Annotated in this window: 14 protein-coding genes, 1 tRNA gene and 1 riboswitch; of the genes, 4 read left to right on the forward strand and 11 right to left on the reverse strand. The window is 69.7% G+C overall.

The genetic code is table 11. From position 1 onward, the window contains the following. Positions 1-34: 34 nt before the first annotated feature. Positions 35-2008: an N-acetylmuramoyl-L-alanine amidase gene (locus ACLQ23_RS12205; protein WP_425880647.1), complete on the reverse strand. Its 1974-nt coding sequence runs from the start codon at positions 2006-2008 to the stop codon at positions 35-37. A gap of 234 nt (positions 2009-2242) precedes the next feature. Beyond that, positions 2243-2380: riboswitch (cyclic di-AMP (ydaO/yuaA leader) on the forward strand. A gap of 13 nt (positions 2381-2393) precedes the next feature. Here ACLQ23_RS12205 and ACLQ23_RS12210 point away from each other — a divergent pair. After that, positions 2394-3434 carry an NlpC/P60 family protein gene (locus tag ACLQ23_RS12210; protein WP_425880648.1) on the forward strand — a complete coding sequence of 347 codons (1041 nt, stop codon included), beginning with the start codon at positions 2394-2396 and terminating at the stop codon, positions 3432-3434. 75 nt (positions 3435-3509) lie between these two features. On the opposite strand, the gene dcd is transcribed toward ACLQ23_RS12210, so the two are convergent. Beyond that, positions 3510-4088, reverse strand: a complete 579-nt coding sequence (dcd, locus tag ACLQ23_RS12215) for a dCTP deaminase (RefSeq protein WP_053651830.1) — start codon at positions 4086-4088, stop codon at positions 3510-3512. 77 nt (positions 4089-4165) lie between these two features. Here dcd and ACLQ23_RS12220 point away from each other — a divergent pair, with 77 nt between their 5' ends. Continuing rightward, positions 4166-4723 (forward strand): pyridoxamine 5'-phosphate oxidase family protein, encoded by a 558-nt coding sequence (locus ACLQ23_RS12220; protein WP_355587662.1) that lies wholly within the window; start codon positions 4166-4168, stop codon positions 4721-4723. Positions 4724-4790: 67 nt separating this feature from the next. On the opposite strand, the gene ACLQ23_RS12225 is transcribed toward ACLQ23_RS12220, so the two are convergent. Further along, entirely contained in the window at positions 4791-5774 is a 984-nt protein-coding gene (locus ACLQ23_RS12225) for a zinc metalloprotease (protein ID WP_425880649.1), read from the reverse strand. Between the two features lie 202 nt (positions 5775-5976). Here ACLQ23_RS12225 and ACLQ23_RS12230 point away from each other — a divergent pair. Beyond that, a tRNA-Gly gene (locus ACLQ23_RS12230) sits at positions 5977-6050 on the forward strand. A gap of 113 nt (positions 6051-6163) precedes the next feature. Beyond that, on the forward strand, positions 6164-6400 hold the full coding sequence (locus tag ACLQ23_RS12235) for an e9imm peptide (protein ID WP_425880650.1): 237 nt from the start codon (positions 6164-6166) through the stop codon (positions 6398-6400). A 2-nt stretch (positions 6401-6402) separates the two neighbouring features. Here ACLQ23_RS12235 and ACLQ23_RS12240 read toward each other — a convergent pair whose 3' ends face one another. The 8 genes from ACLQ23_RS12240 to ACLQ23_RS12275 form a co-directional block, all read right to left on the reverse strand. Continuing rightward, positions 6403-7599 (reverse strand): tyrosine-type recombinase/integrase, encoded by a 1197-nt coding sequence (locus ACLQ23_RS12240; protein ID WP_425880651.1) that lies wholly within the window; start codon positions 7597-7599, stop codon positions 6403-6405. Further along, positions 7599-7814 carry a helix-turn-helix domain-containing protein gene (locus ACLQ23_RS12245; protein WP_425880652.1) on the reverse strand — a complete coding sequence of 72 codons (216 nt, stop codon included), beginning with the start codon at positions 7812-7814 and terminating at the stop codon, positions 7599-7601. Before ACLQ23_RS12245 ends, ACLQ23_RS12240 begins: the two co-directional genes overlap by 1 nt. Beyond that, the gene (locus ACLQ23_RS12250; protein WP_425880653.1) at positions 7762-9567 is read right to left on the reverse strand and encodes a replication initiator; all 1806 of its coding nucleotides are present in this window, start codon (positions 9565-9567) and stop codon (positions 7762-7764) included. Before ACLQ23_RS12250 ends, ACLQ23_RS12245 begins: the two co-directional genes overlap by 53 nt. After that, positions 9564-10106, reverse strand: coding sequence for a DUF2637 domain-containing protein (locus ACLQ23_RS12255; protein ID WP_425880654.1), 543 nt, complete (start codon positions 10104-10106; stop codon positions 9564-9566). The genes ACLQ23_RS12250 and ACLQ23_RS12255 overlap by 4 nt, the downstream gene beginning before the upstream one ends. Next, positions 10103-10291, reverse strand: coding sequence for a hypothetical protein (locus tag ACLQ23_RS12260; protein ID WP_425880655.1), 189 nt, complete (start codon positions 10289-10291; stop codon positions 10103-10105). The genes ACLQ23_RS12255 and ACLQ23_RS12260 overlap by 4 nt, the downstream gene beginning before the upstream one ends. A gap of 3 nt (positions 10292-10294) precedes the next feature. Continuing rightward, complete coding sequence (locus ACLQ23_RS12265) at positions 10295-10561, reverse strand: hypothetical protein (RefSeq protein WP_354982855.1); 267 nt, start codon at positions 10559-10561, stop codon at positions 10295-10297. Then, on the reverse strand, positions 10558-12153 hold the full coding sequence (locus tag ACLQ23_RS12270) for an FtsK/SpoIIIE domain-containing protein (protein WP_425880656.1): 1596 nt from the start codon (positions 12151-12153) through the stop codon (positions 10558-10560). Before ACLQ23_RS12270 ends, ACLQ23_RS12265 begins: the two co-directional genes overlap by 4 nt. A 174-nt stretch (positions 12154-12327) precedes the next feature. After that, positions 12328-12723: a transcriptional regulator gene (locus tag ACLQ23_RS12275; RefSeq protein WP_091402451.1), complete on the reverse strand. Its 396-nt coding sequence runs from the start codon at positions 12721-12723 to the stop codon at positions 12328-12330. Positions 12724-13222: the final 499 nt, after the last annotated feature.

Genomic DNA, 13222 nt, shown 5'->3' on the forward strand with positions numbered 1-13222 from the left:
ACCGACCGGGGGCCGTCGCGGTTTCGTCAGTGCGTCAGCGGGGTGCGCCCACCGGGGACGGCAGCACCTGCACGTCGGCCAGGTTGACGTACATGATGCGGTGGCCGAACTGGATCTGCACGTACCTGTTGTCGCCGCGGATCACCGTCCAGTCGCCGGGTGACGAGCCGTCGAAGGTGCTGGCCCGGTAGTACTCGCCGGGCAGCACCGCGCCGACGGAGTACCGCTGGCCGGCCGCGAGGGTGTACTGCAACGGCGAGATCGCCTGGTAGGGCACGCCGGCGGGGTAGGCAGCCTGCTCCGGGTACGCCCGCCCGTACACCGGAATGGTGGCGCGGCCGGGCTTGGGGGTGACCACCATCCCCACGGTCCAGGTGGCGGTGGGTGCGGAGGCCGGGTTGTGGAACCAGGCCCGTTGCCCGAGGTACCAGATGGCCGTCCAGTCGCCCTGCCGTCCGGCCAGCGCGTACGTCTGGCCGGCGGAGGCCCGGGCGCCGTGGTCGGACACCTCCATCGTGTTCGGGGTGCCGTCGGGGCGCAGCGCGATGTCGTTTACCAGCGGCGCGTCGGCCGACGGCGCGGAGCGCAGCACCACCGACGACGAGCCGCGCGACGGGCACGGAACGCCAGGAGTGACGCAGCCGATGAACTCCGGCCGGTTGGTGGCGTAGTCCGGGTCGATCCGGACCAGGCCGGTGGCCGGGGTGCCGGTGTCCAGGCGTGGCGCGTGCAGCAGGTCGAAGTAGTGATTCCAGTCCCAGTACGGCCCCGGGTCCCAGTGCATCCCGCGCACTGTCGCCGCTGTGGTGCCGGGCACGTTGTCGTGGCCGATGATGTGCTGACGGTCCAGCGGGATGCCCAGTCGCAGCGCGAGGTGCCGCACGAGCTTCGCCGACGTCCGGTACATCGCCTCGGTGTACCAGGTGCCCTGCGCGGCGAAGCCCTCGTGTTCGAGCCCGATCGCCTTGGCATTGACGTACCAGTTGCCGGCGTGCCAGGCGACGTCCTTGGTCTTGACGTGCTGGGCGATGTGCCCGTCCACCGAGCGCAGCGTGTAGTGCCAGCTCACGTAGGTCGGGTCCTGGACGAGCTTCAGAGTGGTCGCCCAACTCCCCTCGGTGTCGTGGATGACGATGTACTCGATCTTCTGCCGCTTCGGCCGGTCGGAGAGGTCGTGGTTGCCGTAGTCCCCGTCCCCGAACGCCTGGTAGGGCGCCGGGATCCACTCACAGGAGATGGTGCGGGGGCACTCCAGCCCGTCCGGGCGGGCGAGCTTGCGCAGGCCCAGCCGGTCCAGCCAGGTGCGCTCCGGCCGTACCGTGCGGGCCGGCAGGGTGACCCGCTGGCCGTCGTCGGTCACCCGGGACTCGCCGGCGCCGATGGTGGTGAAGACCTCGTCGGCGAAGGCCGCCGCGGCGTCGGCGCTGTCCGCGCCGGCGTAGCGGGCCACCGCGCCGTACCAGGCCGCCGGGTCGGTGCCGGCTCCGACCGGCGCGCCAAGCTCCCGCTGGTACGACGCCAGCAGCGCCGCCCCGCCCCTGATGTTCGCGTTCGGGTCGGTACGCAGCGACTCCGGTGCCTCGCCGGTCAGCGCGGCGGCGGCGTCAACGGTTTGCAGGGCGGCGCTGGACGGCGCGGGGTCAGCGGTTGCGCGAGGTGCCAGCGCGGTACGCGAGTCGTCGCCGCGCGGGTCCTCGGCGCCGGTGTCGTGGTGGCCGCCGCGGGGCAGGGCTGTCACGTGTCGGGCGTCGGTCAGGTGCATCGGGCCGTAGCCGCCGCTGGTGCTGGGTGTGCCGGCGTTGCTGTCCCAGCGGGACTCCAGATAGGAGACGCCGAGCAGCACGTCGGCCGGTACGCCGTACTCGCTCGCTGCGGCGGCGTACTGCTGCTGGCGGTCGGCGGCGGGTGCGGCGGCGGCCGGACCGGCGGGCAGTGGCACCGCGGTCACGGCGACCACGGCGGTGACCAGCAGTGCGCGTCGGCGGGACGGCAGGGTTGGACGGTGCATCGAACCCCCTAGATTGCGTGGGTGACTGTGAGGTCACCCTCCCGCCGGCCGGGAGCCTGCGTCAATACCTTTCCATGTATGGACTCCTGTGGAAAAAAACCTTCGCACGCGGTCCGTGACCCCGCAGAATCGCCACGGAGTGTCACTGGCGCACGGGTTGCGGATCGGTAACGGTCATCTCTACTCTGGTCAATCGTCGGCCCGGTAGCAGGTCTGCCCATCCCGGGCGGTAACGGACCGGCACCGCCGAGTCGCTTGAAGAACGAGCCGGGGACCCAGGTTCCCCCGGGGTGAATCCGCAGATCCTGCGGTAGGGCGCCGACTTCCCGCCCGAACCCGTCAGCTAACCCGGTAGGCGGTCAGGAAGAAGGAGTACGGAACCCCGGTGGCACTCCATGCCCCGCGGCCGTCGTCCGAGCGGTCGGCCTCAGCCGACCCCCTGCCGATCGTGCCGCGTCAACGCTGGCCCCGCTTCACCACAGCTCTTGCCGCCCTTGTCGGCGTCGCCGTCGTCCTGACCAGCAGCGCCACTGCGGCGCACGCGGACCCGTCCGTCGCCGAGATCGAACGCCAGATCGACGCCGACTGGAACAAGCTCGAACCGATCATCGAACGGCACAACGCCACCCGCACCGAGCTGGCCGCAAAGCGCAAGCAGGCGAACGCGCTGGCCGCCCGGATGGCCCCGTTGCAGCGCCAGGTCGACGCGGCCATGGACAAGGTCAGCGCCCTGGCCGTCCGCGCGTACATGGGTGAGAACGTCTCCACTGTCAACGCGATGCTCGGCAGCCGCTCGCCCAGCGAGATGGTCGGCCAGCTGGAAATGCTCGACCGGTTCGCCCACAACCAGCAGCAGGACGTCAAGCAGGTGGCCGACCTGCGCGACGAGTTGGCCCGGCAGAAGGCGCCGCTGGACGAGCTGGTCGCCGAACTGACCCTGACCGAGGCTCAGCTCGCGGCGAAGAAGAAGCAGATCAACGCCGAGATCGACAAGCTCCAGAAGCTGCGCCTCAAGGTGTACGGCAATGGCGGCGGCGGTCCGCTGCGTCCGGCGCCCTGCCCGGCCAGCTACCCCGGCGGCGGGGCGGGTACGGCTGTCAAGTTCGCCTGCGCCCAGATCGGCAAGCCCTACGTGTGGGGCGCCGAGGGCCCGAACTCGTACGACTGCTCCGGGCTGATGCTTGCCGCGTGGGCCAAGGCCGGCGTGTCACTGCCGCACAACGCCGCGCAGCAGAGCCGGGTGACAAAGGACGTCAGCCGCGCCGACCTGCGCCCCGGTGACCTGGTCTTCTACTACAGCGACATCCACCACGTGGGCATGTACGTCGGCGACGGCTGGGTGGTGCACGCCTCCCAGGCCGGTCAACCCGTCAAGATGAAGAAGGTCGACGACGGCCCGATCCACAGCTACGGCCGCCCCGGCTGAGATGTAAGGAGGGGCCCCTTCCTAACGCCTCAGGTAGAGGAGGGGCCCCTTGTTAACACCGAGCTGTCGAGCGGCTCAACGGGTCGGCCAGGCCCGCCAGTTCTGCCAGGAGCGGCTCGGCGTCGGCCCCCGCTGGCCCTGGTAGCGCGAGCCGTAGACCACCGAGCCGTACGGGTGCTCGGCCGGCGAGGAGAGCCGGAAGATGCAGAGCTGCCCGATCTTCATGCCCGGCCAGAGGGTGATCGGCAGGTTCGCCACGTTCGACAACTCCAGCGTCACGTGACCGGAGAAGCCCGGATCGATGAAGCCGGCGGTGGAGTGGGTGAGCAGGCCGAGACGGCCCAGGCTGGACTTGCCCTCCAGGCGGCCGGCGAGCTGCTCGCCGAGGGAGATCACCTCAAGCGTCGAGGCGAGCACGAACTCGCCCGGGTGCAGCACGAACGGCTCGCCGTCGGGCACCTCGACCACCGAGGTCAGGTCGTCCTGCTGCATGGCCGGGTCGATGTGTGTGTAGAGATGGTTGTTGAAGACCCGGAACAGCCTGTCGAGTCTCACGTCGATGCTGGACGGTTGAACCAGAGTGGGCTCGAATGGCTCCAGGCCCAGCGTGCCGGCCTTGATCTCGGTGACCAGGTCCCGGTCGGAGAGCAGCATCGGACCACCATAGCGAGGCAGCCGGTGACCAGCGTGTCGAGGTCGCCCCTCGTACATTTGTTCGATAGAATGCCCGCATGGCTTCCTGGTCCGATTTTGCCGCCGACGAGCCCCGCCTCGCCGACGGGATCCGCGTTCTCCTGCAGCAGTACGGGCCGGGCTTCGGCTATCTGGCCACGGTCCGCGCCGACGGCGGTCCCCGCGTCCATCCGGTGTCCCCGGTCATCACCGACGAGGGCCTGTTCTGCTTCATCATCGACTCGCCGAAGCGCCGCGACCTCGAACGCGACGGCCGTTACGCCCTGCACTCGTTCCCGCCGGAGGAGAGCGACGACGAGGCGTACGTGGCGGGGCACGCCTCGCCGGTGACCGACCCGGCCCAGGTGGCCCGGCTGGCGCAGACCGCCCGAGCCGAGCCGCAGGTCGACTGGCGGCTCTTCGAGTTCACCATCGACGTGGCGATGCTGACCCGCCGCGAGCACCAGATCACCGGCATTCCCGGTCTCCCGCCGAGCCGTCCGGCCGTTCGGGTCTGGCTCGACCCGCGAGCCCCGGCGGCCGCGCCGCTCGGCGTACCCCAGGCTCGCCCGACCCGGCTCAGCCGCGACGTCAAGTGCACGACGGCCGCCGCCTGACCACGGCCCTAAAACGCTGGTGCCGGCTCCGTCGTGACGGAGCCGGCACCAGGTGTACGCGGGAGAGCTACGCCGCGCGGTACGCGTTCCAGGCGGTCAGCATGCGGCTGGCCTGCCCAGGGGTGAACTGGTACATGCACGAGTCGTAGGTGTAGTCCATGAAGTTGGTGATCGGGTCCAGGCCGGCCGCCGAGCAGGTGTTCCGCCCGGTCGGGCACTGGTAGGCCGGCGACGCCTCGGCCGGGGTGTCGCTGACGCTGTCACCCGAGCCACCGCAGCCGCCCTGGAAGGTGTGGTACAGGTTCAGCCAGTGCCCCACCTCGTGGGTGCCGGTGTCGCCCTGGTTGTAGTTGGTCGAGGTGCCGCCCGGCAGCGACTCGTTCAGCACGACCACGCCGTCCATGCTGCTCAGGTTGCGCTGCGGGAAGGTCGCCCAGCCCAGCAGGTTGTTGCTCAACTCGCCGAGGTAGACGTTGAGAGTGTTCTTGCCGCCGGTCCGCAGCGAGGACTTCATCGACCGCTCCGCCGACGAGCCCTGCACGATCGGATACCACGACGGGTTCGTCACCCGGTTGATCCTGTCGAGCCGGAAGGCGAACGCGGTGACCGCGCCGCCGGTCGCACCGGCGTACGCCTGGTTGAGGACGTTGATCTGCGAGGTGATCATCGAGTCCGGGATGTTGCCGCCCGCGCGTGTGGTGTTCTCCTGGATCACGTGCACCACCACCGGGATGGTGGCAGTGGCCAGCGCCGTCGCGCCAGCACCCGTCCGATAGTTGGCGCGCTCCCGCAGCGCCGCCGCCATGTCGGCTTCCCGCTCGCGGACCTGGTTGACGGTCAACTCGTTAGGGTCGTGCTTGGCCGCGCCGCCGGGCTTCATCCGGGCGTTGGCGTGGCTGTCGGCCGGCTCCACGCAGGCGCCGTCGGGCGCTGCCGAGAAAGCCGAAGCGGCCGGAACGACACCCACCGCAGCGGTGCTGAGCAGCAGCGCGAGGGTTGTCGATGCGACACCGGCGGCACGCCGGGTCAGCAGGTTGGGACGGAGTCCCATGAGCCCACCTCTTTCTGGCGGCGCGGCAGGGGGTGTGTCACGCCAAGGCTGAGAACGTGGGGCAGACGTTACAACCCATCGATGCATTTGAGAACGACCATATGTTGCCGTCTGGAAACTTCTTGACGGCCGTGCCCGGCCGTCGGCGGCTCGGGGTGCCTGGGTGCACCGGCTCGGCGACTCGGGTACAGTGGTGCCGCCTGCGGGTGTAGTTCAATGGCAGAACATCAGCTTCCCAAGCTGACAGTGCGGGTTCGATTCCCGTCACCCGCTCCAACACGAAGGCCCTGGTCAGGACGAGAGTCCCAGCCAGGGCCTTCGATGTTCCAAGGTCAGCGATCACGCGCCGTGCCATTGGCGTGCCATTAGGCCCGGTCGGAGGGGAGCACGTGGCTGCGAAGTTGAGCCGAGATGAGGCCACCCATCTCGTCCAGCGGATCATGCGGTTCGAGTACGCCGACCATGCCGAGTTGAACGACTGGCTGGACCAGCTCGAACATGACCTCGACTACCCCGACATCTCTGAACTGATCTTCGCGGTCAACCCGGAGCTGACGGCGGCCGAGGTGGTTGACAAAGCGACCGGCTACCGACCCACCGAGCCGGCGCAGCCGCCGGGCACCTAGCGTCATCTGTCGCCGTCCTTCTTGCTCTTCTTGCCGGCCTGGTCCTGGCGCTTGCCTTTGCCGTCGGACTTCTTGGCCTTCTTCCGGTCCGCGCGTACCGCCTCGTGCAGCGCTTCGGCGATGGCGCGGTCGGCTTCCGCCGTCGCATGTTGGTAGATCAGCGCAGCCTGCGGCGAGTCATGTCCCATACGAGCCATCAGGTCGCGGGTGCTGGCCCCGGTCTGCGCGGCGAGGGTGTTCCCGGTGTGTCGCAGGTCGTGGAAGTGCAGGTTCGGCTGTCCGATCAGGGAGACGCTGGCCTTCCAGGCGATGAGCTTGTTGAGGTTGCCCCGCCAGATCGGGCGCCCACTCTCGGTGGTGAACACGAACGCTTCCGGGTTGTCGTCGACCTCGGCGGCCAGGTGGTCACGGACGACTTTGACGACCGTCGGGGGCAGGGTGACCGTGCGCCGTCCGGCCCGGGACTTTGGTGGCCCGAGCACCAGGCCGACCCCGCGCTGTTCGGTGTACGCCTGCCGTACCCGGATGGTGCCGGCCACGGTGTCGATGTCCTGCCGTTGCAGCGCGGCGACCTCCCCCCAGCGCAGGCAGCCGAAGGTGGTGACGAGGACCAGGGCGCGGTACCGGGGCGGCACGATGTCGGCCAGCTTGAAGACCTGGGCGAGGGTGAGCACCGGCCGTTCCGCCGGCTTCTCCTGGTCGGCACCCGGGATGCGGCACGGGTTGCGGGGCAGAATCATGTCTTCCTTCACCGCAGTCATCAGCACCGCCCGCAGCAGCCGGTACGCCTTGGCCGCCATGCTCACCGAGACGCCGTTGCCGAGGAGATTCGCCCGCCAGTCGCGGACCATTGGGGTGTCCAGCCGACCCAGCTCCGCCGCACCGAGGTACGGCACGATGTGCTTGTCGAGCAGCCACCCGTACAGGTGCACGGTCCGGGGTCGCAGGTTCGGCCGCTGGTCGATCCAACGTCGGGCGTAATCGCCGAGCTTCACCTTGGCCCGTTCAGGGTCGGTCCACTCGTGCCGGGCCATCTGCGCCTCAACCAGTGAGAGGTATCGGTCCGCGTCCGACTTCCGGGCGAACGTCTCCGGCGCGTTGCGCATCTGCCCGTCCGGGCCGAGGTACCGCGCCTGATACCGCCCCGACGGCAGCTTGCGGACGCTGCCAAACCGGCGGTGACCTTCCTTGTTCGCCATCACGCCACCCGCTGGAGGTCGCGCCACACACCCGAGGCGGTAAGCGGCTCCACCCGCCCGGACTCGACGTGGGCGGCCAGGTCGACGGCTTTGATGCGGATGCTGCGGCCGAGCTTGTGGAACGGGATGCGTCGTTCGGCGACCAGCCGGCGGACGTAACGCTCACTCATGTTGATCCGGGCTGCTGCCTGCTCGATGGTCAGAACCTCGTCCACTGTCGTCTTCCTCCCCGTCGTGCCGTTCTATGTGCTGAGTTGCCGAGAGATCTGAGGACCCCTGCGCGGCTCGGTCCTTGGCGGCGAGCAGTTCGGATCGCCAGCGGGCGCGTTCGCTGATCGAGCGCATGAGCCGGTGGGTCATCGGGCCGACGTCCGGGTCGTCGGGTCGGGCGAGTTCCCAGGCGTGCCGGACCCGTTCGGTGGTGTCGCCCTGGTCGTCGACGAGCTGCGTGCCGTCGGTGGTGACGCCGAGCAGCGCTCGCACCCAGGCCCGAGCGTCGTGCTTGTGGTCGGCGAGGGTCTTGCCGGACCAGTCGCGGGAGATGAGGATGCGCCGGCCGCCGATGCCGAGAGTGTCGCGCTGGTGGACCTTGCCCTTGCAGCGGCCCGGCTTGAGCTTGGCGTGTGCCTTCTTCGGCTGGACGCCGTAGAGCAGCCAGTTTGCGCAGCGGTCGGTGCAGGGCGTGACCTGGAGTTGCTGCCAGAGCCGGTCGAGGTGCTTGCGTTGCCGGTCGGTAGTCGCCTTGTGGCAGTCGCCGGTGTGCTTGGTGATGTATTTCGTGACGTACCGGATGGTCCGCTCGGCGTCCTCGGTGCCGGGCATGACGCCGCGGGCGTCGACCTGAGCGCCGAAGCGCACGACGTGCACCGGTTCCGCGTCCGGGTCGTCGTCGATGGCGTCGAGGGCTTCCGTCCAGGTGGTCAGCGGCTCCCGGGTGTCCGGGTCGACCCATGCCGCCGCCTGCTCGTCCCAGATCGGGAGCCGGTCGAGGGTGTAGCGCTGGACGTCAACCGAGGGCCACCACACTTGGTGATAGGTCGCCGCCGACACGGTGCGGAGCACGTCCCGAGGGATGGTGCCCCGGATGGCGAAGTGAGCGTGCGGGGCGAGACGGCGTTGCGGCTCGACGCAGCCGGCGTACTGGACGTTCCAGCCCTCGCACCGCCGAAGGTTCTGCCAGAACCGGTCCAGCAGCCGGGGAAAATGCACGGCGTCCCAGGCGGCGCGGCGGTAGTCGTACCGGGCCGGGTTGACCGGGGTGCCGTCGGGACGGACCGGGCCGTACGAGTCGAGGGTGAGCGTCAGCCACATCGACGGTTGGTAGGTGGAGCCGTCCGGGGCGGTGTAGGTCTTACCGACGGTGCGGCGCTCGACCTTGCGCCGAGGCAGTTCGGGGGCATCTTGGCGCCGCTTGGTGGAGCGCTTGCGTCGCTGGCCGGGCTCGTCGTCCTGGTCCTCGTCGCCGCTGGCGTGCGGTGGCCCGACGCGCCCGCGCAGGCCCTCAGCGGCGATGGCTTCCTCCACCTCGCGGATCGCCTCGTCGAGGTCGGCCACCTGGTCCCACTGCGCGGCGCGTACGGCCTCGTCGCGGGAGAACTCCAGGTGTGCGCGGAACAGAATCAGAGACTTCTGCGCCTCGGTCGCGGGTTCCGGGCCAGGTAGGGGCTCGTCGTCACGGTGCCAACCCTCGCGGATCTGGGCTTGCCGCAGCCGGCGGTTCTTCTTGGCGCACGGCGGGCACTTGTCCTCGCGGGTCGCGCCGCAGGGCAGGTCGATAACTTCGGTCAGGCCGGTGTCGAGGTCGGTCCGGCGCATGGCGAGCGGCCGGACACAGACGCCGTACTCGATGGCGATGTCCTTGAGCACGTCGATCGAACGGGGCAGCGCCATGCGGGCCGCCCGCGACCCCGGCCGAGGAGCAACCGGGGTCGGGGCGGGTTCGAGACCGGGCAGGGTCGGAGCCGTCATCGGATGACCCCGACGACCTGGGGCCGGTTGTGCTGGACGACGCCGACCGGAGGCAGCACCGCGACTGATGCCGGCGGCATCACCGGAGCCGGCGGCGCGGGTTCGACCGGCTGCGGCTCGTCGTACCAATCGCCCTGCGGCTGATCGGGCTCAGAAGCCGGCGGTGTGGCGGGTTCGCTGGACAGGACGACCTTCACCAGGGCGAGGAAGGCCAGCGACGGTACCGCCGCGACGATCCAGCCCCAGACGGATGGTTCGGCTTCGGCGACCTGGGCGGCGAGGGAGAGCAGCGCGAACGCGATCAGGAGCACGCCGACCAAGCCGACGGGTTGACCGTTGCGGCGGCGGGCGCGGATCTCCAGGCCGAGGTAGATGGCCATCAGCTCGACCGCTACGGCGTTGGCCCAGCCGATCCAGTCGGGTTGACCGTGGCTGACGGTCAGGTCGTGGACGTGGGTGAAGGCGGCGGCGCCGGCCATGGTGCCGATGGCAAGCAGGATCAGCACCCGGACGCCGGATTCAGCGCGTTCGCGGATCATCGGCCGATGCCGTTGTCGCGGATGGTCAGGGTGATGCAGATCTGTTGCCCGTTGAGGTCGCGGCGGCGGTTGACCATGTGCGCCAGGCCGTGCAGGGCGCCGGCGAGTCGGTCCGGGGAGCCGTTGAGTTCGATGTGCAGTGGCTTGAGGCGGTGGGTGCCGAGGAAGAAGCTTTTGAGGGACATCGGTTACCTCCGGGCCGGGGCGACGCGGGTACGGATGTGCTCGGGTGGCTCGCCGAGGGAGGCCACCGCTTCGGAGAGGCAGCGCCACAGCGCCCACGCCTCGTCGGGGGTCAGGTACATGCGGCGCCGGCCGCCGCCGACGGCGAGATAGACCGGGTACGCGTCGGGCCGGGCGGGGTCGACGCGCACGGACACGGCCGTGCTGGTGGCACCGTCAGTGCCGGGCGCGCGGAGCCGGTAGAAGGTTCGGCCGTCGGTCGGGGCGGTCACCGCGGCTCACCCCCGTCGGTGTCGCGGTCGAGGATGTTCAGCAGCGAGTCGGGCAGCAGTGGTCCGCGACGCTGCCGGGGCAGGGGCGGCCGGGTCGGTTCGCTGGCGGTTTCCCGGCCGACCTGGGCGAGGATGTCCGCCGCGTCGGCCGGTGCCGGGTACTCGGCGGCCAACTCCCGGATGTGGTCGTCGGAAATGTAGGAGAAGCGGACCCGGGCAGGTTCCGGGGTGCCGTCGAGGATCACGTAGCCGACGCCCTTGGCCCAGCGGGGCATCTGGTCGGCGAGGGCACCTCGGTTGCGGGCACCGTCGCCCAACACGAGGTCGACCTGAGCGGCCTCGGTCAGGCCGAGCGCGATGCGGGTCGGGAACAGGTCCCGGAACGGCAGCACCTCCTTGCGGGGGTCCTGCAACGCGGCCACCACCAGGACACCAACGCCGGCACCCTGCGACAACAGCAGCCCGAGCGACCCGGCGATGCGCTTGCGCAGGTCGACGTCCTGGAGGTACGCGGTCAGTGCCGCCATCTCGTCGATGACGACCACGACCAGGGGGTCAGCCAGGGTCGGCGTGTGGACCCGCACCGCGCCGGCAAGCCGGGTCTGCCGCTCCCGCATCACCGTCACGGCCTCGTCGAGCAGATCAGCCATAGCCTCGAACGACTTGCAAGCGAACCGGGCGAACAGCGGCCGACCCATCGCGAACTCCATGCCGCCCTTGGGGTCGATCACCCAGAGCCGGACCAGCCCGGAAGAGATCCCGCCAGCGAGAACCCGGACCAGCGACCACAGCACCGAGCCCTTCCCGGAGCGGGTGGCGCCGCCGATGAGGACGTGGGTGGCGAGCAGGTGCAGGCACCAGTGCCGCAGGTCTTCCCGCCGCGCCAGGGGTAGGGCGGTGAAGTCGGGTACCAATGGGACGTCGAAGGGGTCGACCAGGGTGCGCAGCGCGTCCGTGCGGACCACCACCAGGTAGACCACCGACGGCCGGTCCCGGAACCGCAGCCGGTCCACCGCGCCCAGGACCAGCGCCCAGTAGCCCGACCGGATCGGCGGGTCATCGGGGCGCTCGGAGTAGACCCGGGCGTGCCGCCGGCCGAAGGCGTACGCCAGGTTTGCCGTTGCCTTTTGGAACTCCTCGGGTGTCTGGCCGCGGACCATGCGGATGGTCAGCACGTCGAGCGCCTGATCCGAGCGGACCCGCAGCAGCTCGGGCAGGACTGTGCGATGGTCGTACACCTTGGCCAGGCCGCAGAGGGTCATTGCCTCGCGCCAGGCCCGCCGGTAGACGAAGAGTTGGCGGAACCGGCCGAGGATCGGGCCTGCGCACCAGGTCCACCAGGACGACTCGTGCCGCCACCGCCATAACGCCGACACGGCAGCGGCCAGGACCACGGGCACGATCACGCCGGCCCGGCCGAACTCGCGGAAGAGGATCACCCCGACCACGACCAGGCCGACGGCGACGGGGTGGCGAAGACACCACCACAGGCCCCGCCACATCCAGCGCAGTACCAGGCCGAGCGCGATCAGCCAGACCGGCAGTTCCAGGCGACGCGGCCGGATCACCATCAGGTCCCCGGCGGTGGTCATCACGACCTCGCCACGCGGCCGGCGCATCATCGGGCACCCGCCACTGTGGGCCGCCGCAGGACGGCGGGCATACGCTTGAACATGTCACTACCTCTCTCGACAGAGCAGGGGAAAGAGACAGAGGGCGGGGCTGCCGTCCGCCAAGACCTGACAGCCCCGCCCCCACCAATGCGGCTACTGCGCCGCCTTCGTCGCCACGCCCGCCGGGGCCCGCATCCCGGTCGCCCGCAGCGAATACGCCATCCGACCGTTGTTGCCCACGTACGGCGTGACGGTCATGCCGTCGAACTCCACCGCCTCGAACAGGCCACCCGTCGGCGGCACCGGCTGGTAGTCCGCCGAGATCTTCACCGTCGTCTCCCGCGACCGCTTCCCCAGCTCCGGATCCAGGTCCATCACCCGGACCTGCCACACCCGCTGGCCGGTCAGCTTGTCCTTCGCCGGGCTACGCCGACCGGTCTTCTCGTCGTAGTCCTCGACCTCGCCCAGAGACTCGGGCACCAACGCGCACCCCGCCGGGAACACGTCCTCACACCGCACCGCGAACCTCGTACCGCCGCGCAGAGCCATCGCTCAACCTCCAGCTTGTTAACTTGTCTGCCAAGTTGCGTCCAAGGTAGACGGCACTTGGCAGACAAGTCAACAACAAGCCGCCGAGGTAGGCCGACAACACCAACCGGCACCAAGGGCCCATCCCATAGATCGAGAGAGACCGCGCCAGTGAGCCAGGGCATGGACAAGGGAGGACAAGCTGCTCGAAGGCTGGCGGCACACTCTTGCTCCCACTACTTGGAGCGAGCGTGGCCCCTAGCATCTGCGCAGGGAACAGAGTCAGGCGCTGCGGTCGGAGCCACATAGGAGCAGCGCAGCTCGAAGGCTCCACTCGCGCCCGCCACACGACACTCATGCGCGAGCATGCAAACTTGTTTACAAACTTTCTCTGGGTCCGCGCGCACACGCCCACGGCCTTGCTAGCTAGCTAGCAAGCAAGCCGTAACCGCCACATGCCGCCTGGCCGAAGAGTCACCAGCCTTGTCAGCCGATCGGGCGCCTGCGATGTCGCCAAGCT

It is taken from the genome of Micromonospora sp. DT41 (assembly GCF_049841715.1).
In the GTDB taxonomy this organism is placed as follows: domain Bacteria; phylum Actinomycetota; class Actinomycetes; order Mycobacteriales; family Micromonosporaceae; genus Micromonospora; species Micromonospora profundi.